General features: G+C 63.3%; 15 protein-coding genes. 8 read left to right on the forward strand and 7 right to left on the reverse strand.

Annotated features, from left to right (window positions below):
* Nucleotides 1–39: 39 nt before the first annotated feature.
* The 7 genes from AC3FMM_RS11745 to tssJ all read right to left on the reverse strand — a co-directional run bounded on the left by AC3FMM_RS11745 (nucleotide 40) and on the right by tssJ (nucleotide 9,492).
* On the reverse strand, nucleotides 40–837 hold the full coding sequence (locus tag AC3FMM_RS11745; protein ID WP_116314293.1) for a PoNe immunity protein domain-containing protein: 798 nt from the start codon (nucleotides 835–837) through the stop codon (nucleotides 40–42).
* A 101-nt stretch (nucleotides 838–938) separates the two neighbouring features.
* The gene (locus tag AC3FMM_RS11750) at nucleotides 939–2,033 is read right to left on the reverse strand and encodes a PoNe immunity protein domain-containing protein (RefSeq protein WP_116314294.1); all 1,095 of its coding nucleotides are present in this window, start codon (nucleotides 2,031–2,033) and stop codon (nucleotides 939–941) included.
* A 9-nt stretch (nucleotides 2,034–2,042) separates the two neighbouring features.
* Nucleotides 2,043–3,794: a hypothetical protein gene (locus AC3FMM_RS11755; protein WP_147309754.1), complete on the reverse strand. Its 1,752-nt coding sequence runs from the start codon at nucleotides 3,792–3,794 to the stop codon at nucleotides 2,043–2,045.
* A 2-nt stretch (nucleotides 3,795–3,796) separates the two neighbouring features.
* The gene (locus AC3FMM_RS11760) at nucleotides 3,797–6,631 is read right to left on the reverse strand and encodes a type VI secretion system Vgr family protein (RefSeq protein ID WP_240987815.1); all 2,835 of its coding nucleotides are present in this window, start codon (nucleotides 6,629–6,631) and stop codon (nucleotides 3,797–3,799) included.
* A 78-nt stretch (nucleotides 6,632–6,709) separates the two neighbouring features.
* Complete coding sequence (gene icmH / locus AC3FMM_RS11765; protein ID WP_115713431.1) at nucleotides 6,710–7,504, reverse strand: type IVB secretion system protein IcmH/DotU; 795 nt, start codon at nucleotides 7,502–7,504, stop codon at nucleotides 6,710–6,712.
* A complete protein-coding gene (tssK, locus tag AC3FMM_RS11770; RefSeq protein ID WP_025581590.1) occupies nucleotides 7,501–8,847 on the reverse strand; it encodes a type VI secretion system baseplate subunit TssK in 1,347 nt (448 codons plus the stop codon). The genes icmH and tssK overlap by 4 nt, the downstream gene beginning before the upstream one ends.
* 39 nt (nucleotides 8,848–8,886) lie before the next feature.
* On the reverse strand, nucleotides 8,887–9,492 hold the full coding sequence (gene tssJ, locus AC3FMM_RS11775) for a type VI secretion system lipoprotein TssJ (protein WP_115713429.1): 606 nt from the start codon (nucleotides 9,490–9,492) through the stop codon (nucleotides 8,887–8,889).
* A gap of 389 nt (nucleotides 9,493–9,881) precedes the next feature.
* On the opposite strand from tssJ, the gene AC3FMM_RS11780 reads away from it, so the two are divergent.
* The 8 genes from AC3FMM_RS11780 (at nucleotide 9,882) to tssH (ending at nucleotide 19,445) form a co-directional block, all read left to right on the forward strand.
* Complete coding sequence (locus tag AC3FMM_RS11780; RefSeq protein WP_115714253.1) at nucleotides 9,882–10,463, forward strand: tetratricopeptide repeat protein; 582 nt, start codon at nucleotides 9,882–9,884, stop codon at nucleotides 10,461–10,463.
* A gap of 36 nt (nucleotides 10,464–10,499) precedes the next feature.
* Complete coding sequence (gene tssB, locus AC3FMM_RS11785) at nucleotides 10,500–11,015, forward strand: type VI secretion system contractile sheath small subunit (RefSeq protein ID WP_488686641.1); 516 nt, start codon at nucleotides 10,500–10,502, stop codon at nucleotides 11,013–11,015.
* Entirely contained in the window at nucleotides 11,008–12,498 is a 1,491-nt protein-coding gene (tssC, locus tag AC3FMM_RS11790) for a type VI secretion system contractile sheath large subunit (protein ID WP_115700236.1), read from the forward strand. Before tssB ends, tssC begins: the two co-directional genes overlap by 8 nt.
* A gap of 94 nt (nucleotides 12,499–12,592) precedes the next feature.
* Nucleotides 12,593–13,096, forward strand: coding sequence for an Hcp family type VI secretion system effector (locus AC3FMM_RS11795; protein ID WP_012355844.1), 504 nt, complete (start codon nucleotides 12,593–12,595; stop codon nucleotides 13,094–13,096).
* Between the two features lie 61 nt (nucleotides 13,097–13,157).
* Complete coding sequence (tssE, locus tag AC3FMM_RS11800; protein ID WP_115700238.1) at nucleotides 13,158–13,631, forward strand: type VI secretion system baseplate subunit TssE; 474 nt, start codon at nucleotides 13,158–13,160, stop codon at nucleotides 13,629–13,631.
* 97 nt (nucleotides 13,632–13,728) lie between these two features.
* A complete protein-coding gene (tssF, locus tag AC3FMM_RS11805) occupies nucleotides 13,729–15,582 on the forward strand; it encodes a type VI secretion system baseplate subunit TssF (RefSeq protein ID WP_116314295.1) in 1,854 nt (617 codons plus the stop codon).
* On the forward strand, nucleotides 15,546–16,637 hold the full coding sequence (gene tssG, locus AC3FMM_RS11810; RefSeq protein WP_116314296.1) for a type VI secretion system baseplate subunit TssG: 1,092 nt from the start codon (nucleotides 15,546–15,548) through the stop codon (nucleotides 16,635–16,637). The genes tssF and tssG overlap by 37 nt, the downstream gene beginning before the upstream one ends.
* A gap of 78 nt (nucleotides 16,638–16,715) precedes the next feature.
* The gene (gene tssH, locus AC3FMM_RS11815) at nucleotides 16,716–19,445 is read left to right on the forward strand and encodes a type VI secretion system ATPase TssH (protein WP_116314297.1); all 2,730 of its coding nucleotides are present in this window, start codon (nucleotides 16,716–16,718) and stop codon (nucleotides 19,443–19,445) included.
* Nucleotides 19,446–19,461 lie beyond the last annotated feature (16 nt).

Here is a 19,461-nt window from a genome sequence, read left to right on the forward strand (position 1 = left end):
TCGCTTCAGTAGCGTTCCGCAACAGCATCCTGAGCAGTCTCACTGTGTCTTCGCCCAAGAGACCAACTCATTTGGATAGTAAAGACAAGGGTGGAGACTGCTGTCGTCCTCAATACCGAGCAAGAGTACCGCTGCCGCTGCTTCAAAGGACCAATAGCCGTAGTAGCCACTGGTACGTCCTTGGGCATCCGGTTTGTGAGTGTCGTACCACGGCGCTCCGACGAGGTCCTTGTACCAGCGCTTAAGAAATTTCTGTAGGTGCCTGAGCGCATCATCATTGTCGGCGGCGTCCATCGCGTCGGCCAAGGATTCGAATGGCTTCGTCGCCAGCAAGGTGTGACTCTCGTAGCGATCCATGGGTGCATACGAGAGAAATTCTTCGATCAGAAAATCCGCAGCGACATTCGTGTTGTCCGGGCCGTCCAGCAACCCGGCGATCCTGGGGAGCAGATCCCGACGACGCAGAAGGTAGCAGAGACTTATCAGGCCCAGGCAAGGGCAATATCCATCGAAAGAATCGACTCGAAAGCCGATGGCGTTCGGGTCTTGATGGTAATCGCGAAGTTGCCGGGTTGCGGATTCGTGAGCCACCACGACCCGTTCAAGATCGTCGCAAAGGTCTTCGAGAGGCTCACCACCGGTATATTTCAATACCAGGAGGTTGAACAGATCGGAAGCTATCATGCGATAGGAAATCAGCCAGCCCTCCGCTTGGGAGGCGCCGGAGCCGGCGGGGCCCGATCTTAATAGTTCGATTCCCTGCGGAATCTCGGCGAGGGCGAGGTGATAATTCTCTTCGCTCAGGAACTTTTGACGGCGCTTTGCTTGAAAATTCATAACGCTTATCGTCCCCGATGCTACTGCCCCGTAGATAATTTCGAATCGCTCGTGAAGCGGCCCTCTTGTCGCATTTTCTTTGCGTAATTCTCGAGGTCTGATTAGCTGCGGCCGGACTGGTCCATATCCCATTGCCATATCGTTGCACCGAAGTCGCTATCCTTGATGTCCGGCATCATCTCGTCCTTCGCAAACCAACGCCGACTCTTTATTTTTGCCGGTGTCATCCACCACCCCGCTTGTGGGCACGGCTGGCCCGAATCACAGCGCAGCCGACTAAGCGGGTAATCGTTTGAATCAAGGGGGGTACTGAAATCGCTGGTGACAATATTTTTTTCGCGAAGCTGCCTGCCGTAGGCTACGAGATCCTTGGGGTACACCATATGATCGATGCCGCTGTCATCAATATCTAACAGATAGCTCGTCGCGCCAGCTTCGAAAGCCCAATATCCATAATAAAACGATTCGTCATTTTGGATTTTCTTGTGTCCATCGTACCATCGGGCGCCGTCCTGGTATCGGTACCAAGCCTTCAGGTAATGTTTTATTAGTCGAATTGATTCCGTGGGATCTTGTTGAAAGTATGCTTCGACGAGGGTCGCATACGGCTCCGCGAAGATCACTTCGTCCATGTCGTCCTGTGGATCCGGGACGAAGTCGACGATCAACTGCTCATACAAGGCATCGCGATAGCGGTTGCTTGCCATTGCTGCAATGATTCTCTTGATAGAGCGTCCGTCACGGATGAGGATGGCAATGCTTAAGAGTTGTAATGCGTTTTCGTATTCGATCTGATTGAAAAAGTCAACCGAGCAAATTGTCAGTTCAGTGTCACCGCGGTCCTTGAATTTTTCTTTCAGATAAAGGCGGTACGGGATATTGAGTTCGTTCCATCGGCAAAACTCTTCAACAATAGAGGCGAATTCCCTTGCAAGGTGGTCGAGATCGGCTCCGGCAGTGTAGTCAAGCATCCATAGCCAAAACATCTCCTCGTAGAGACCCCCTTGCGCATCCCGAAGATAGCCAGGATGCGGATGATTCTGCTTGAGCCGAACATTATCCTTGCAGGCTTCTATGCCTTCAATCAGTCGAGCCCTAACGTTCTCATACAGCGGCTCGTACAAAAATTGTTGACGGCGGGAATTTTTAAAGGAAGCCGACGACGGCAAGAGAGAGGGTTGTTTCCGTTCTGCCATAAAAATGCTTTAGGGGTTCCGTCTTGTGCTTGAATTGCGCCTTGAGAGCGTGCCCGATGTCTGTCTTCCTCGATTGCGCGTGCCGACTAATTTTCGCTCGCGCTCGAAGATATCGTTGAGCTCATCATGCTCATGATATGAGAACTGGTCTGATAATCCGTGTGTCGGCTTGTGTTCGTCGTGTAATGCTAGGTCATACACGTCACCACCCGATAAAGTGATGGCTCCGATCTTCGCGCTGGCAGCTACATGCTCAATAATGCCAGGCGAAACTCCTTTTTCTAGGGCGCGACCTGCCCCGGGTGCGTAGCCCTTCGGAGGGCTGGCACTCGGAATGGCGAAAAATACATAGGTAAAGCGGTGTTCTTCATTTCCTCGAAGCATCGTTGGTGAGACGCTCCGCCGCAACCATGGGAGGGACATTTGTAGACCCTTGCGCGGCTGTGACAGCATGCACCAAAGCGCATACTGACGCTCTGTCAGACCAGCCGGTGGCGGAATTCTTGCTGAGCGCTTTCCATCAACTCTTTCACGCCAGCTTTCTGCCGCCTTTCCGAATAGTGCCCCGGCGGACTCACTTGCTTTTGCCTCAACAAAGTGGAAAACGTTGTTACCCATCGACCATACCCCGTCAACCCCGTTTTGATTGACTCGCACCAAATGATCAGGTATCAGTTCTGTAGGAGTAGCAGGCATATTTTGCTCAGTGACTAGGCGTTTCGGGCCTTTCCATTCTGCGCCCTTATGTCGCCCCTCCACCTTCCCATGCGGCCAAGCCTCGGGCGCATGCAATCTCATGTGGTAATAGTGTGCCATGTGTTCGCCAATCAGCCCCTTGTAACGGTTGCCGATGGCTTTCCAGGAGGCGCGGGTGACCCGGGTGGCCGTTGTCATTGGCCCACCGCCTCGTTCAACCTGTTGCCGATTGGTATCTCTTTGTTGCTTATGCTTCGCTTGCTGCTGCTCCGCCGGCGGTGATGAACGACGTTGCGTAGGGGCATCGCTTCTTGCCGCAGGCGCTTGCCTTGATTGAGAACTGGAACGGGACGGCCCGTTGCTGCCCCGAGCCCCAGCTTTGCGGCTAGCAGGCGAAGAGGAAGACGACGCTGCGGCAACCGCGAGTTGTGCAACGCGATAGCCATCCTCTCCAACCAACTCAGTCACGAATTGACGTAACGCCCGAATCCCCTGCTGGATGCCGGTATGGAGTGGGCCACGGATGGACTTAAGGCCGGGGCGCAAGTCCCGGGCAAGGCCCTCCAGGGAATCCGGCACCCACCACCTCGATTTTTCCAGTTCTGCCAGGAATTGGTCACAGGCGGTAAGGGCTGCATCCATCTGCTGGATGGCCAGTTGAGTATTGCCGGCCCAATCAAGCGTTTTGATGAAAGTGATCGCCTTGCCCTTGGCTTTCCCAAGCATGGCGCTGATGAAAGCCTCTCCCCGCATGGTCCCGCGCAAAGCGGCCCGCCGTTTCCACAGCGGCTTTACGATGGTTTTGAACAGACTGCCCAGTTCGGGCACGCAGCCAAACGCGGCAAGCGACAGGTCTACCCAATCGTCCGTCTTACAGTTATTGGCGCCCTTGTTAGAAACGCGGTAGATCATGCCGGATAAGTCCCGGACGTCCAATACCTGGTCTGCGATCGGAATCAGGGAGATCAATCCCCCGACGATCATCGCGGCATTCCCCGGTTCCTCCTCGAAGTCACCGAGCACCAAGTCCTTGCAAAACTTGCTGATATCGTCTGTCAGGCTCATTGTCAGCTCTTCTCGGCCGCGCGCAGGTCGCCAGCGGCCACTCGCTCCAATCTCTCCGCTTCGATTAGTCGTTCGGCTTCTGGTTGTGCCTTCTTGTACTCTGTCGATTTTTCGAGCGGTGGCGCCTTCCAGGGACGCTCATCTTCGCCAAACTCAACGTAGTAGGGCAAGTTTGGCACGCCTTCAACCCTCGCAAAGCCTTGTTTATCGAGCTTGCCTTCGCGAATCGTGTTGTCGCTGAAGACAATTTTGTAAGGCGCGCCTTCCACGGGCTCAAGATCGTCGTATTGGAAGTTGAGGTCGATGGCGTTGGACAGAGTGGAGGTGCCCACCGGCAGCGCCGCCAACTCCGCCGGACTCCCCCCAGCCCCCACCAACGGATGCCCAGCCCCCTTCACCGACAACAACCCCGGCGTCTCAAACGTAATCGCATTCCCATCCAGCACGATCCGCGACGAGCCACCGTGCAGCACTACCTTCTTCTGCGCCAGCACCTCGATGCCGTCGGTCGATGAAGTCACCGTCACGGCCTTGTCGGCCATCACTGCCAGCGCATCGGTATGGGCCTGGATGGAAACCGGTCCGCCGGCCGCAATGGCGCGAATCCCGTTGTGCTGACTGAACAGGCTCACGCCCTTGGCCGCGGCCGCGGCGACTGTGTTGCCGGCGCCGACATGCCAGTCAGCCTGCGCCAGGCCCAGCAGATGGCGTCCGGCAAAGATACTGGTGGTGGCTTGCGTGGCCAGCGCAATCGAGCTGGGCGATTCCGCGACAAGCCATGGTTGCCCGAAGTGCTCGGCAGCGGTGCCGGTATCCGGGCGCTTGGCGTCCTGCTCGTTGACGCGGTCCGGATAGCAGCCGTCCTGCTGGGGGTCGATGGCCTTGGTCAGCGGCTCGAAAGCGGCGACGGCGCCCAGCGGCAGCGCCTGCTGCGAGGTGGCGGCATCGGACAGGCGCTGGGCGGTACGCTCGGCGGCGGTGATTTGCCCGCGGGCTTCCCGGATGTCGAGCATGGTGCCGGCGGCCCTGGCCTGGACCGTGGTCGACAGCAGCAAGCCGTTGCCGGCGCGCACGATGGCCCACGCGTCGGTGCGCAGTTCGGCCCCGGTGCCGCGCCAGGCGCCGCGTTCACCGCTGGCGGGAGCTTGCGCGATCACGTAGCCAAGGTTGAGCTGGGTGTCGGCGGCCGAACTGGCCAGGCGCATGCGCAGCTGGCCGGTGTTGTCGTCGACGATCCACTGGTTGTAGCCGCCGTCGCCAAGGTTGTGCGAATGCCAGCCGGACAGCGCTGTGTTCAGCGGGGCATCGGTGGTGGGCCAGGGCAGGGCGTCCTGTTCGTTGTGCAGTTGCGCCACCACCATTGGGCGGTCGATGTCGCCATCGAGGTAGGTCAGCATGACCTCGGTGCCGGCGCGGGGGAGGTGATGCGCGCCCCAGTTGGGGCCGGCCGCGGCCGTGGCCACGCGCACCCAGGCGGTGACCTGGCTCAGGTCGTCCTGGGCCGGGTCGGCGGCGGTGTCGGCTCTGGGGTCGGCCATCGGCGCACGCAGCCAGGGCAGGCGCACGCGCACGCGGTGATCGCGCTCGGTGGTCAGCGGGGCCCCGCCTTCGGCGATGACGACGGCAGGCTGTCCTTCCGGTGCGGTGGGCTTGGGCGAGTACACCGGCACGATCGGGGCATCGGCGCGCACGGCTTCGAAGCGGTTGCGGTAGCTGCCCGCCTCGATGTCGGACAGGCCCAGCAGCAACGCCACCTCGGCCCCCAGGTTGTTGGCCGCTTCATGGCGCACGGCCAGCGTGACGAATTCGTTCGCGGCGGTGTCGAAGTGCCCGGTCAGCGTGAAGCGTTCACCGGCGCCCAGGGCGCGGACGCTGCCTTCTCCCTCGTAGCGCAGGTAGCGGCTTTCATGCGCTTGCGCGCGCAGCTGCGCGGCGCGGCGGGCGGCGTCGGCGTCGGGGAAGCGGTACGTGCCGCGCGATTCGAAGGACTCCAGCGTCGGCCATTCGCCCAGGCTTTCGCTGCCGGCGTCGCCGGCGGTGGCGGCCAGGGACTTGTAGTCCCATGAAGCGACGGTAACGGCGTTGGTGCCAGTGGCGGCCTGCAGCGACCAATGGTCGATGGCATCTTCGCGCTCGGTGGCGTCGCTGCGGTGGAAGCGGATGCTGGGCTGCGCGCAGGCGGGGCGTTCGGCCTGGTTGTCGAAGATCACCAGGCAATGGCGGGACTGGGCCTTGTCGTCCTGGCCAGACGCCTCCGCGTTGTCCTGCTGATGCTCGAAGCGATAAGACAGGCCTTCTTCCGCCAGCAGCCGCGTGACAAAGGCAAGATCGGTTTCGCGGTACTGGCAGCAGACCGAGCGCTTGCGCAGCGGCTGGCTCACCGCCGTGCGGAATTGGGCCAGCGGGTAGTCGGCCAGCACGTCTTCGACGATCTCCAGCGCGGTCTTGTCCTGGTAAACATAGCAATCGGTGCGCGCGCGCAGGCGATCGAACCAGGTCCCCACTGTCAGCCGGTAGCGAGCCAGGCCGCCGTCGCCGCCGATGGCCGCGCAGCTCTGCACATAGCCGTGCCAGGCGCGGCGCGTGCCGTCGGCCAGCATCAGCCGTAGCGTGATTTCCTCGGTGGCCAGGCGCGCGGTGTCCAGGTGTGCCGACGGGCTAAGGCAATCGATCTGCAGCTGGAACGGTGTGCAGACACCCTCGCGCGCGACGAAGCGCTCCACTACCAGGTCGTCGGCGGTAAGCGCCGTCTCCAGCGTGATCTGGCGCGTGCGCTGGCCCAGCAGCCCGGACAGGGCGGCCATCACGGATGACGGGTAAGAGGACAAGGGCTTCATCGGAGCAGGGTCGCGCTAGAGGGTTCGGCATACGGGCCTGGATACGGCAGGACCGCCTTCGATGGCATCAACGCGGCATCAGGGCAGCGAGATGGTCAGGTGCGAATAACGCGGCCCCAGCTTGATCACCTGCGAGTAGCCCTGCAGCGTGTCGCTGGTCTGCGAGCGCAGCGTGGTCGACAGCCCCAGGAAGGCCAGCAGAGCGATCAGTGCAAAGACCGCGCCGAAGATCCACAGCGGGGTCTCGCGCTTGAGCGCGTGCGAGATCTTGTCCGGGATCGGCCATTGCGGGGCAAAGGCGGCGCGCTTGCCCTTGATCGCCGAGATCTCGTCGCCCAGCCTCGCGGTCAGATAGGCCAGTTTTTCGGGGCCCTCCAGAATGTACTTGCCGCGGAACCCCAGCAGCAGGCACATGTGGAAGACTTCGAGTGCTTGCAGCCGTGGCGCGCCGTGCGCGCGCAGTTCTTCCAGCTTGGCGAAGAAGCCTTCGCCGGCCAGTTGCTCGCCGAACAGCACCAGTTGCAGCGGCCGCCGCTCCCACGTGCTGCGGATGCTGAAGCTTGACGCCAGGATGGTTTCGTCGATGGCTGCGCAGAAGGCGTACTTGGCATCGAAGATGTCTTCGGCCGCCACATTGAGCCGCTTGGCGCCGCGCTCGAAATCATCGAGGAAGTCGCGTACCTTCTGCAGGAACTCTTCGGCGCTGCCGGGCTGCTGGCCATTGCGCAACAGGAACAGCATGAAAAAGCCATCGTAAAGCAGGTCCAGCAGCGTGCGGGCGTGCATGGCGCCGTCGGCGGAACCCGCGGCGGCGGGAGAGGGCTGGCCGGCCGGCGAGGCGCCGAACAGCGAAGGCGTGGAGGTAGCGCTCATGAGGTCACCGCGATCAGTTCAAGTTTGAGTTCCCGGATGCCGGCCGGGGTGTAGATGGTGATGGTCTGCGCCTGCAGCATGCGGTCGTAAAGCGCGCCGCGCGCCTCGATCGCGAAATAGCACGCGCCCGGACGCACCGGGATCGCGGGCGGCACCTGCGGCGTGTAGGTCAGCGGCACGCCCGGCATCGAGGACAGCACCAGCTTGTCCACATCGTCCGGGGCGCCGACCTTGAAGCGGCTGGGGATGGCCTCGACCAGTTCGGCCACGGGCATGTCCGCGCTGACCGACAGGTAGAAGCTGGTCTTGTCGTCGATCTTGCCGGAATCCAGGCGCCCCAGATGGAACGAAGGACGGGTCTCGTCCAGCGCGATCGAGAAGTAGCGCGTGGAGATGACGGTATCGAGCAGGTCGCGGATGATGCTGTCCAGCCGCGCAAAGACCGGGCCGGGACTGTCATGGTCATAGACCGGAAGATCGGCCAGCGTGTGGCTCTTCGAGAAGGTCATCAGCGCGCCGGCCAGGCGCAGCATCTCCTGGAACAGCCGCTCCGGATGCAGTTCGGGATGGTGGAACAGGTGCGCCAGCGCAGCGAAAGAGGCGTTGGCAGTGTGCAGCAGCCAGAACGACGCGATATCGCCCGAGCGGAACTCGATGATGTTCTTGGTGGGCTCGCGATGGAAGCCGTACAGCGCATTGACCTTGGCCTGCAGCGCGTCGATCAGCCGGCGAAGGCGCAGGTACAGCACGGCCGAGGCATTGATCGACAGGCTCGGAGCGACAAAGGTCTCGTCCAGTTCAAAGCCGCCGGTCGCGGTACGCCGGATGCGCACGACCGGCAACGAGATGAACTGGTCGCGCGGCTCGGTTTCGGCCACCAGCCGCACCGCCTTCTTCAGGTAGGTGATGGCTGCCGGCTCCGCTTCCGTGAACAGGTCCGACGTTTCGGTCTGCAGGCCGACATAGCGGGACGACAGCGATCCTTCCGCGTCGTCGCGGTAGTTGCCGCCGGCATCGTGCAGCGGCTGCAAGGCCAGGTAGAAGGTGAGTTCCGAGGTGCCGGCGGGAATTGCGTCGAGTACCACGGGCGGTGGCAGTTCGTCGGCCTGGGGCGCGGAATACAGTTCGCCGTCGGGAAAGAACAGCGCCAGCTCGGTCACGCGCAGCACCCCGCTGGCGAGCGCATCCGTGTCAAAACTGGCATTGCGCACGCCCCAGCCGTAGGGCTGGATCACTTGCGCGGTGGCGTGCAGGCGCGACTCATGGTATGCGTCCTGGCGCTGGAAATGCTGGGGCCGCAGGAACAGGCCTTCGCCCCACAGAATCTTGGCGGAATAACTCACGTTTGCCTTTGTTGTCCTTGTTGGTGCCTGTCGGCTACATCAGGTACGGCAGCCGGCTGCCGAGACCAGGTTCAGGTTGCCGCTGGCTGCGGCGCCCGCCGGCGTGATGGCATCGCCCACGGTCAACGTCATGGCGCAGGCGTGCAGGCCGATGGTCACGCCGGACTTTTCGCTCCTGGCGCTGTCGAACGCGAATTTCCAGCGCTGCGGGGCAGGGCTACGAAACAGCGCCACCACGCCGAAGGTGCCCGCCTCGCGCGTGATCTTTTCCACGATTTCATAGCGCTGGCCGGGAATTAGAGTCATCTCTCTAACTTGTACCAGGTCAGCGCCGAGTGTCTTCTGCTCTCGTTGCGGATCGATGAAGGTATCGAACGGTGCCTGCAGGAAGCTGGTGGGATCCTTCAGCTTGTAGAGCCGCACCACGATGGCAGCCGGCCGGTTATCGGCTGCCGCATTCAGGTTGTTGCCGGCGTACAGCTTCAGCGGGACTTCGCGCGGCGGCTTCTGGGATTCCGGCAAGTTGGACGGCTTGAGGCCGACAGCCTCCAGCGCGCCGCTGGCTGCGCCCGCCAGCAGCGTGCCGCCGACCGAGCAGCCTGTTAGCGCCGCGATGCAAACGGCCGCAGCCAGGCCCGCGCCCATCCTGGCGCGCTGGCCCGTGGCGTGGCGGGGCGGGGCTTGAACTGCAGGCTCGCTGTACGGCCCCCGACTGAATTCAATGTGTCGCATGACAGAAGTAAGAACTATCTAATTCAGCAGACGGAGACTTATCCGACAAAACGATAGAGAACTACCAAAAAGTACTAATGCTGACAATATCCGCCGATCTGTTGTCAGCCGTAAGCGGCAGAGTGTACTATTCCGGCCAATTCGGGTTCAACACAGTTCTGACATTATTGGCATTTGGCACTTTTCCCCAGAGGGATCTTGCCAGGGCCAGCCCCGAATCGCCCCGCCGCAATCTTGAACTTTCACAGAGACTCGCCGTGAACGACTACAAGCCCAAGTCCGGAATCCATCGCACCCTGGTGATGCTGGCCAGCACCGCCGTGCTGCTCGCCGGCTGCGCAACCTCCAACCCGGGGCCGCAGAGCGATGAGTCGTTCAAGCAGAGCATGTCCGAAGCCGAAGCAGCCCTGGCGAGCGGGCAGCGCGAGCAGGCCATCAACCTGTTCGAGCAGATCGCCAAGAACAATCCGACGCGCGAAGAACCGTGGTCGCGCATGGCGCAAATCGAGTTTGGTGCCGAGCACTATCCGCAGGCGATCGTCGCGGCCGAAGAAGCTTTGCAGCGCGACGCCACCGACCGCAAGGCCAAGAGCGTGCTGGCGGTCAGCGGCCTGCGCGTGGCGCGCCGCTCGCTGCAGGAACTGCGCGCCGACAGCGCTCTGGCTGGCGACGTCCGCTCCGACGCCCAGTTGCTGGCCCAGATGCTGCGCGACACGCTGGGCGAGCAAGTCCTGTTCCCCCGCGACAAGAATGCCGCGCCCGCGGCGAAGCCGGTGCCGCGCCGCCGTGCCGCGCCTGCCAAGCCGACCGCAGCCGCGGCCCAGCCGGCACAGCCCGCGGCTGCGGGCGGCGGCAGCGCAGACCCGTTCGGCGCCCTGCGCTGATTCCCAGACCGGATTCCGCCAGATCGGAGAGTAGTGATGGCCAAGAAAGAAAGTGTCCAGAAGCGCCTGCAGAAGGTGCGTCCCCCGCGTGTGCAACTGACGTACGACGTCGAGAAGGGCGATGCCATCGAGCAGAAGGAACTGCCTTTTGTCGTGGGTGTGGTGGCTGACCTGTCGGGCCAGTCGGAAGTGGCGCAGCCCAAGCTGCGCGATCGCAAGTTCGTCAATATCGACCGCGACAACTTTGACGACGTGATGGCCGGCATCGAGCCGCGAGCGGCATTCCAGGTGCCGAACACGCTCTCCGAAGAGGGTGGCAAGTTCGGCGTGGACCTGAAGTTCCATTCCCTCGAAGACTTCAATCCGGAAGCCGTGGTCGAGCAGATCGAGCCGCTGCGCAAGCTGCTCGAAGCCCGCTCCAAGCTGGCCGACCTGCGCAACAAGCTGGCCGGCAACGACAAGCTGGAAGACCTGCTTTCGGAAGTGCTGACCAATACTGAGTCGCTGCAAAAGCTCGGTGCCAATGCCAGGAACGGTGGCGACAATGCTTGATAACCAGTCCGCTGCAGTAGCCCAGCCCGGCGTGGCTGTCGGCACATTGAACCTGCTCGACGAGATCGTCGAGCAAAGCAAGGTTGCAAAGTCGGATTCCGAACATGCGCGCGCCAAGGACATCATCGGCGAGCTGGTCAGCCAGGTGCTGGACGGCACCGTGGTGGTGTCCGACAACCTGTCGGCGACGCTCGATGCGCGCGTGGCCGAGCTGGATCGCCTGATCTCGGCCCAGCTCAGCGCCGTGATGCATGCGCCGGAGTTCCAGAAGCTGGAGAGCACGTGGCGCGGCCTGTCGTACCTGGTCAAGGAAACACAGACCGGCACGATGATCAAGATCAAGGCATTGAACGCGACCAAGCGCGACCTGGTGCGCGACTTCAAGACCGCCATCGACTTCGACCAGAGTGCGCTGTTCAAGAAGGTCTACGAAGAAGAGTTCGGTACCTTCGGCGGCGCGCCGTTCGGCGCGCTGATCGGCGACTATGAAATCACGCGCCAGCCCGAGGACGTGTATTTCATCGAGCAGATGTCGCACGTGGCCTCGGCCTCGCACGCTCCGTTCATTGCGTCGGCGTCGCCGGAGCTGCTGGGGCTGGAGACCTTCGCCGACCTCGGCAAACCGCGTGACCTGGCCAAGGTGTTCGACACGGTCGAATATGCCAAGTGGAAGTCGTTCCGCGAATCCGAGGATTCGCGCTACGTCGGCCTGACCATGCCTCGTTTCCTGGGGCGCCTGCCGTACAACCCGAAGGACGGGACCACGGTCGAGGGCTTCAATTTCGTCGAGGACGTGGACGGCACCGACCATGGCAAATATCTGTGGTGCAACGCCGCCTGGGCCTTCGGCGCGCGGCTGACCGCGGCCTTTGAGGATTTTGGCTGGTGCGCAGCCATCCGCGGCGTCGAAGGCGGCGGCCTGGTCGAGGACCTGCCGACGCATACCTTCAAGACCGACGATGGCGAGATCGCACTCAAGTGCCCGACCGAGATCGCCATTACGGACCGGCGCGAGAAGGAGCTGAGCGACCTTGGCTTCATCCCGCTGGTGCACTGCAAGAACTCGGACTATGCCGCGTTCTTCGCCGCCCAGTCGGTGCAGAAGCCCAAGAAGTACAACACCGACAGTGCCAACGCCAATGCCGTGCTGTCGGCACAGCTGCAGTACATCTTCTCGGTGTCGCGCGTGGCGCATTACCTGAAGGCCATGATGCGGGACAAGATCGGCAGCTTTGCTTCAGCGCAGAACGTGGAGAGCTTCCTGAACCGCTGGATCTCCCAATACGTTCTGCTGGACGACAACGCCAGCCAGGAGCAGAAGGCGCAGTTCCCCCTGCGGGAAGCCTCGATCCAGGTGTCGGAGGTACCCGGCAAGCCGGGCACCTACCGCTCCGTCGCCTTCCTGCGCCCGCACTTCCAGCTTGATGAACTTTCGATCTCGCTGCGGCTGGTTGCGGATTTGCCCAAAGCGGCAAACTCCTGACCGCGATCCCTGCGGGGGAATGCGGGCGCAGTACCTAGCAATGCCGGGAAACTGGCAAGAAGCCTAAATAGCGATTTTCATCGAGGGTCTTTCCATGAAGGATATCTACGTCAAGTTCGGCAGCCCGGCAATCAAGGGCGAATCGCAAGACAAGGACCACAAGGACTGGATCGAGGTCAACACCTGGAAGCACAGCATCACGCAGCCGCGTTCGGCCACCGCGTCGACCGCAGGCGGCCATACCGCCGAGCGCTGCGAACACGGTGAGATGGTGTTCACCAAGGATCTGGACGTGGTCAGCCCGTTGCTGTACCAGCACGTGTCGGGCGGCACCACGTTCGACGAAGTCACCATCGACTTCCTGCGTGCCGACGGTGAAGGCAAGCGGGTCAAGTACCTGGAAATCAAGCTGAAGAACGCCATCCTGGGCGCGGTGTCGGCCAACGTCGTTGCCGAAGGCATCCCCAGCGACAGCTTCACGCTGAAGTACGCTGCCGTGCAGTGGAAGTACACGCAGCAGAAGATCGGCGGCAACCAGGGCGGCAACTCGCAGGGCGCCTGGAGCCTGACCAAGAACGACAAGACCTACTCGGTCTGACGTTCCTGCAGTCAAGTCTCGCCGCGGCAGCGTTGCCGCGGCATTTTGCTTGTTCACGCCCATGAAAGGCTTTGAGCCCAGCCTGCTCGACAAGCTCTTCGACGACGAGCCGCACGCGCCGCTGCCCAGCGCGTTGCGGCAATTGTCGCTGGAGGAGCTGAAAGCGACGGTGGCCCGCGACATCGAGGCGCTGCTGAATACGCGCATCGTCCATGAGGATGCCGATTTCAACGGCTTGCCCGAGTGCCGCCGGTCGCTGCTGACCTATGGGCTCAATGACTTTGCCGGGCTGAGCCTGGCCAGCTTCGATGACCGCCAGTACATATGCCAGTCGTTGCGCAATGCAATCGAGCGTCATGAGCCGCGCTTGCAGAACGTCAGCGTCGCGCTATCGGTCAACGAGCGGGCCACCAGCGTGCTGTGCTTTGGCATCAGCGCGGTGCTGCTGGTGGGCCCCGCGCGCGAGCCGGTCAGCTTCGATGCCATGCTGCAGCCATCGACGCTGCAGTACTCGGTCACGCGAGGGCGGGGCTGAGGCGCGGCGACCGGATCTGGTTGCTGCGGGCACTGCCCGCCGCCCGACTGCCAACGCGCGCCACCTGCGTCACTAGTGCCACCACCGGCCACACAGAATGGAAGACTTGCTGCCATATTACGAACGAGAGCTGGCCTTTCTGCGCCGGTACTCGCGCGACTTTGCCGAGCGCTATCCGAAGATTGCGGCGCGCCTGGCAATGTCGGCGGATGGCTGCGACGACCCCCACGTCGAGCGGATGATCGAATCGTTCGCCTTCCTGTCTGCGCGCATCAGCAAGAAGCTCGACGACGAGTACCCCGAATTTACAGAAGCGCTGCTCGAGGTGCTGTACCCTCACTACCTGAGCCCGTTCCCCTCCTGTTCGATTGCGCATTTCGACGTGGCCGGCATGGCTGCGCAACTGAGCGCACCGGTCACGGTGCCGCGCGGCACGTTGCTGACCACGCGGCCGGTGCGCAAGGTCGAGTGCCGTTTCCGCACGGCCTATGACGTGACCTTCCTGCCGCTGCGCGTCGCTGCGGCCGGCTTTGAGCGGGCGGTGTCCGCGCCGTCGACGGTCAATCTGCCCAAGGGCGCAACCGGGGCCATCTCGATCGAACTGGAGTACCTGGGCGAGCAGGGTGGCTTCGATGCGCTGGGCCGCCAGGCCGTACGCGTCTACCTGGATGGCGAGCCATCATTCGTGGCGGCGCTGGGGGACGCACTGTTCCTGCATGTGGCCGCGGCGTACGCGGAAGAGCGCCCCGGAGTGTGGAAGCGCCTGCCGCGTGTGCCGCTGCGCGAGGTCGGTTTTGGCGCGGATGAGGCGCTGATCGACACCCCGGCGCGCTCGCATCCGGCGTACCGGCTGCTAAGCGAGCATTTCGGCTTCGCCGAGAAATTCAATTTCTTCGATCTCGACCTGGATCCGGTTCAACGGGCGTTGTCGCCCGGCGCCGCCGCGGCAGCGCGCCGCGTGACGCTGCACCTGGTGCTGACCGACGTCCGCAGCGACAGCAACACCGCGCGCCTGCTTGAAGGGCTTGGCGCTGGCCACCTGCGACTGCACTGCACGCCGGTGGTCAACCTGTTCCGGCAAAAGGCCGACCCGATCCGCATCGAACACACCGCCACCGCTTATCCGGTGGTGGCCGACAGCCGCCGCGCGCACGGCTTTGAGATCTATTCGATCGACCAGGTGCAACTGGTGCGTGAAACTGCCGCCAGCCACGACGTGGTGGAGTTCCGGCCGTTCTATTCCCTGCACCATGGCGAAGAACCGGGCGAGGCCGGCCACTACTGGATCGCCCGCCGCAATGCGCTGGTGGCGGAACGCAGCCCCGGCTTCGAGACCGAGATCTCCATTGTCGATTCGGACTTCGATCCCGCCAGCCCGCGCACGGAAACGCTGAGCCTGAGCGTCACCTGTACCAACCGAGACCTGCCCGCGCTGCTGGCGTTCGGCCAGCCCGATGGCGACCTGACCATGGAGGGCAGCTCGATCGCTCGCCGCATCAGCTTCCTGCGCAAGCCGACGCCGTCGATGCGGCTGAGCAGCGGGCGCTCGTCGCAATGGCGGCTGGTATCGCTGCTGGCGCTGAATCATCTGTCCCTTGTGCAGAACGGCCTGACGACGCTCAAGGAAATGCTGCGCCTGCACGACCTGCCGCGCAGCGCGATTTCGGCGCGGCAAATTGAAGGCATCGTCGGCCTGGACTACAAGCCGACGACGCAGTGGCTGGCCGGCAAGCCGTTCGCCACCTTTGTGCGCGGCCTTGAGATCCAGCTGACGCTGGACGAGGATGCCTTCGTCGGCACCGGGCTGCATCGCTTTATCCAGGTCATGGACCACTTCTTTGGCCTCTATGTCCACCTGAACAGCTTTGTGCAGCTGGTCGCGGTATCGCGCCGCGGCGGCAAGGAACTGGCAAGATGCGCACCCCGCAGCGGCGAATCGATCCTGGTGTAATCCGCGCGCTGCTGCGGCAGCCCTACCGCTACGAGTTCTTCCAGGCGGTGCGGTTGCTCGAGCTCCACTATGCGCGCGAAGGTGCGGGCACACCGGAGCAGGTGCTGGCCACGCGCGTCGCCTTTCGCAATACCCTGTCGCTGTCGTTCCCGCCGAGCGAGCTGCAGTCCATCGAGGCTGCCACGGCGCTGAATGGCGAACTGGATAGCGATGCGGCTTTTGCCCAGGCCCTGGCCGATGGTGCGCTGGATCAGGTGTCGATCACGCCCACCTTCTTCGGCATGCTGGGGGCGCAGGGTGCGCTGCCGCTGCACTACACCGAGATCGTGGCGGAGCGCGAAACCCTGCGCCGCGACCGCGCTGCACGTGCGTTTTTCGATATCTTCTCCAATCGCGCCACCGCGTTGTTCTACCAGGCGTGGAAGAAATACCGGCTGCCGTTCCAGCATGAAGTCGACCGCAACCGGCATTACCTGCCACTGCTGCTGTCCCTGGCCGGCATGGCGGACAAGTCCATGCGGCGCGGCTTGTCGGCCACGGCCGGGGTCGTGCATGACGAAGCGCTGGCCGGATATGCCACCGCCGTGCGCCATCGGCCAGTGTCGGCTTCCTATTTGCAGCAGGTGCTGTCCGATTACTTCCAGGCGGAAGTGCGCGTGGAGCAATTCGTTGGCGGCTGGTACCAGGTGCCGCCGTCACAGTATTCGCGTCTCGGCGGCACCAACAACTTGCTGGGCGCCACCGCTCTTGCCGGCGCGCGCGTCTGGCAGCGGAACCTGCGCGTGCGCATCTGGATGGGGCCGCTGGGGCGCGAGCAGTATCGCAATTTCCTGCCCGGCGCCGAAGGGGCGCTGGCCTTGCGCAAGATGGTGACGGTGCTGTGCGGCGCGACGCTGGAGTACGAAGTAGGCCTTGTCCTGCGCGCCAGCGACGTGTCCGGATGCGCACTTGGCGCCCAGGGCAGCGGCAGGCTTGGCTGGGATACCTTCCTCAGTACCAGGCCCGCACGCCATGACCGCAGCGATGCGCGCTACACGCTTGCGCCGGTGCACTGAGCAGCTTTGACTTCGTCCCGATTTCGCCACTAACGCGCGCTACCAACGCGATTCACACCTACCGGAGCCCAAGCCGCCATGGCCATTCCCCTCAAGACGTTGATCGCCAAACTGAATGCAAGCTGCCGGCAGGCCGCGGAGCGCGCCGCGTCGCTGTGCATGGCGCGCGGCAACTATGAGGTCGACCTGGAGCACCTGTTCCTGGCGTTGCTGGAAAACGCGCGCAGCGATTTCTCGGTGGCGGTGCGCGCCAGTGGCATCGATCCTTCGGCGCTGCAGCGCGACCTGGAAGCGGAAATCGCGCGCTTCAAGGACGGCAACACGCGCACGCCGGCTTTTTCGCCCTATCTGCCGAAGCTGTTCGAACATGCGTGGCTGATTGCGTCGCTCGACTCACAGACTACCCGCATCCGATCCGGCCATCTGCTGCTGGCCTTGCTGACAGAGCCGGCGCTGGCGCCGCTGGCGGTACGCGGCTCACATCGCTTTGGCGAGTTCGATGCGGACCGCCTCAAGCATGATTTTGACAAGCTGACCGCCGGTTCCGAAGAGCGGGAGCAAGCGGTGGACATTGCCGATGGCAGCGGCACCACGGCAAGCGCCAGCGGCGCCACGGCGGCGCCCGCGCTGACCGCGACGCCGGCACTCGACCAGTTCACCGTCGACCTGACCCAGTCGGCCCGCGATGGCCGCATCGACCCGGTGATCGGGCGCGATGCCGAAATCCGCCAGGTCATCGACATCCTGATGCGGCGCCGGCAGAACAACCCGATCCTGACCGGCGAGGCCGGCGTCGGCAAGACCGCGGTGGTCGAAGGCCTTGCGCAGCGTATTGCGGTGGGCGACGTGCCGCCGCCGCTGCAGGGCGTGACCGTGCGTACGCTCGACATGGGGCTGTTGCAGGCCGGTGCCAGCGTCAAAGGCGAATTCGAGAATCGCCTGAAGAACGTCATCGAGGAAGTCCGCAAGAGCCCCCAGCCCATCATCCTGTTTATCGACGAGGCTCATACCATCATTGGCGCGGGCGGGCAGGCCGGGCAGAACGATGCCGCCAACCTGCTCAAGCCGGCGCTGGCGCGCGGCGAGCTGCGGACCATCGCCGCGACCACATGGAGCGAGTATAAAAAGTACTTCGAGAAGGACGCCGCACTGGCGCGGCGCTTCCAGGTGGTCAAGGTGGATGAGCCCAGCGAAACGCTGGCTGCGGCGATGCTGCGCGGCATGGTGCCGCTGATGGAGCGCCATTTCGGCGTGCGCGTGCTGGACGAAGCCATCACCGAGGCGGTGCGCCTGTCGCATCGCTACATCAGCGGCCGCCAGCTGCCGGACAAGGCGGTCAGCGTGCTCGATACCGCTTGCGCCAAGGTGGCGCTGGGGCAGAACGCCACGCCAGGTGCGATCGAGGACGATCGCAAGGCGCTGGAACGCCTGGGCGTGGAGCTGGCCGCGCTGCAGCGCGAGCAACGCGCTGGGGCGGCGCACGCGGAGCGTCTGGCAGCGTTGGAAGCACAGCGTGCCGAACTGGAACAACGCGTGGCCGCGGCCGATGGGCGCCTGGCGCAGGAGCGCGAGCTGGTGGCGCGTATCCAGGCACTGCGCACGGCACGAGAGCAGGGCAACGATGCCGAGGCGGAAGCATCCGCCCCGGCCATGGCCGCCAACAGCGATGTGGTGACGATGCCGCGCAAGGGCAGCCGCAAGGCAGCCGCCGCGGCTGTGGAATCCGACGAACTCAACCGGCTGCTGGCGGAACTTCGTGCGCTCCAGGGTGAAGCGCCGATGGTGCCGTTGCAGGTGGACGGTCACGTGGTTTCGGAGATCGTATCGGCATGGACCGGGATTCCCCTTGGCCGCATGGTCAAGGATGAGCTGCGCACGGTGCTGAACCTGAAACCATTGCTGGCCGCGCGCGTGATCGGCCAGGACCATGCGCTGGATGCAATCGCCCAGCGCGTGCGCACCGCCACCGCGAACCTGGAAGATCCCAACAAGCCGCGCGGCGTGTTCCTGTTCGCCGGCCCGTCCGGCGTGGGCAAGACCGAAACCGCGCTGGCGCTGGCAGACATCCTCTATGGCGGCGAGCGCAAGCTCATCACCATCAACATGAGCGAGTACCAGGAAGCGCACAGCGTGTCGGGGCTGAAGGGATCGCCGCCGGGCTATGTCGGTTATGGCGAGGGCGGCGTGCTGACCGAGGCCGTGCGCCGCAACCCGTACAGCGTGGTGTTGCTGGATGAAATCGAGAAAGCCCACCCGGATGTGCTGGAGATGTTCTTCCAGGTGTTCGACAAGGGCGAGATGGACGATGCCGAAGGGCGGCCCATCGATTTCCGCAACACCATCATCATCCTGACATCGAATGTCGGCTCGTCGGCCATCATGCAGGCTTGCCTGAACAAGCCCGCAGAGGAACTGCCTGACGCCGATGCCCTGGCCGAGGTGTTGCGGCCGACGCTGTACAAGGCCTTCAAGCCGGCCTTCCTGGGGCGTACCAAGGTCGTGCCGTACTACCCGATCCCGGATGACGTGCTGGTCGAAATCATCACGCTCAAGCTCGGCCGCATCCGCGACCGTGTGGCCGCCAACCACCAGGCGGAATTCCAGTGGGACAACGCGCTGGTCGAGGCGGTGCTGGCGCGCTGCACCGAAGTCGATGCCGGTGCGCGCGCGGTCGACCATATCCTGAACGGCACGCTGCTTCCGGAAATCGCGCAGACCGTGCTGGTGCGCATGGCCGAGGGTGGCGGCGTCGACAAGATCAAAGTCACCACCGGCAAGAACGGTGAGTTCAAGTACCGCATCAGCTGATATCGGCATGCGCAGA

The sequence above is a fragment of the Cupriavidus sp. 207A1 genome (assembly GCF_057798955.1).

Excerpts from the sequence above, each read along its gene's own strand:
- tssE (WP_115700238.1), top strand. The coding sequence starts at position 13,158 with ATGAAAGGCTTTGAGCCCAGCCTGCTCGACAAGCTCTTCGACGACGAG.
- tssB (WP_488686641.1), top strand. The coding sequence starts at position 10,500 with ATGGCCAAGAAAGAAAGTGTCCAGAAGCGCCTGCAGAAGGTGCGTCCC.
- icmH (WP_115713431.1), bottom strand. The coding sequence starts at position 7,504 with ATGAGCGCTACCTCCACGCCTTCGCTGTTCGGCGCCTCGCCGGCCGGC.
- tssH (WP_116314297.1), top strand. The coding sequence starts at position 16,716 with ATGGCCATTCCCCTCAAGACGTTGATCGCCAAACTGAATGCAAGCTGC.
- AC3FMM_RS11795 (WP_012355844.1), top strand. The coding sequence starts at position 12,593 with ATGAAGGATATCTACGTCAAGTTCGGCAGCCCGGCAATCAAGGGCGAA.
- AC3FMM_RS11755 (WP_147309754.1), bottom strand. The coding sequence starts at position 3,794 with ATGAGCCTGACAGACGATATCAGCAAGTTTTGCAAGGACTTGGTGCTC.
- tssJ (WP_115713429.1), bottom strand. The coding sequence starts at position 9,492 with ATGGGCGCGGGCCTGGCTGCGGCCGTTTGCATCGCGGCGCTAACAGGC.
- tssG (WP_116314296.1), top strand. The coding sequence starts at position 15,546 with ATGCGCACCCCGCAGCGGCGAATCGATCCTGGTGTAATCCGCGCGCTG.
- AC3FMM_RS11745 (WP_116314293.1), bottom strand. The coding sequence starts at position 837 with ATGAATTTTCAAGCAAAGCGCCGTCAAAAGTTCCTGAGCGAAGAGAAT.
- AC3FMM_RS11750 (WP_116314294.1), bottom strand. The coding sequence starts at position 2,033 with ATGGCAGAACGGAAACAACCCTCTCTCTTGCCGTCGTCGGCTTCCTTT.
- tssC (WP_115700236.1), top strand. The coding sequence starts at position 11,008 with ATGCTTGATAACCAGTCCGCTGCAGTAGCCCAGCCCGGCGTGGCTGTC.
- AC3FMM_RS11760 (WP_240987815.1), bottom strand. The coding sequence starts at position 6,631 with ATGAAGCCCTTGTCCTCTTACCCGTCATCCGTGATGGCCGCCCTGTCC.
- AC3FMM_RS11780 (WP_115714253.1), top strand. The coding sequence starts at position 9,882 with ATGCTGGCCAGCACCGCCGTGCTGCTCGCCGGCTGCGCAACCTCCAAC.
- tssF (WP_116314295.1), top strand. The coding sequence starts at position 13,729 with ATGGAAGACTTGCTGCCATATTACGAACGAGAGCTGGCCTTTCTGCGC.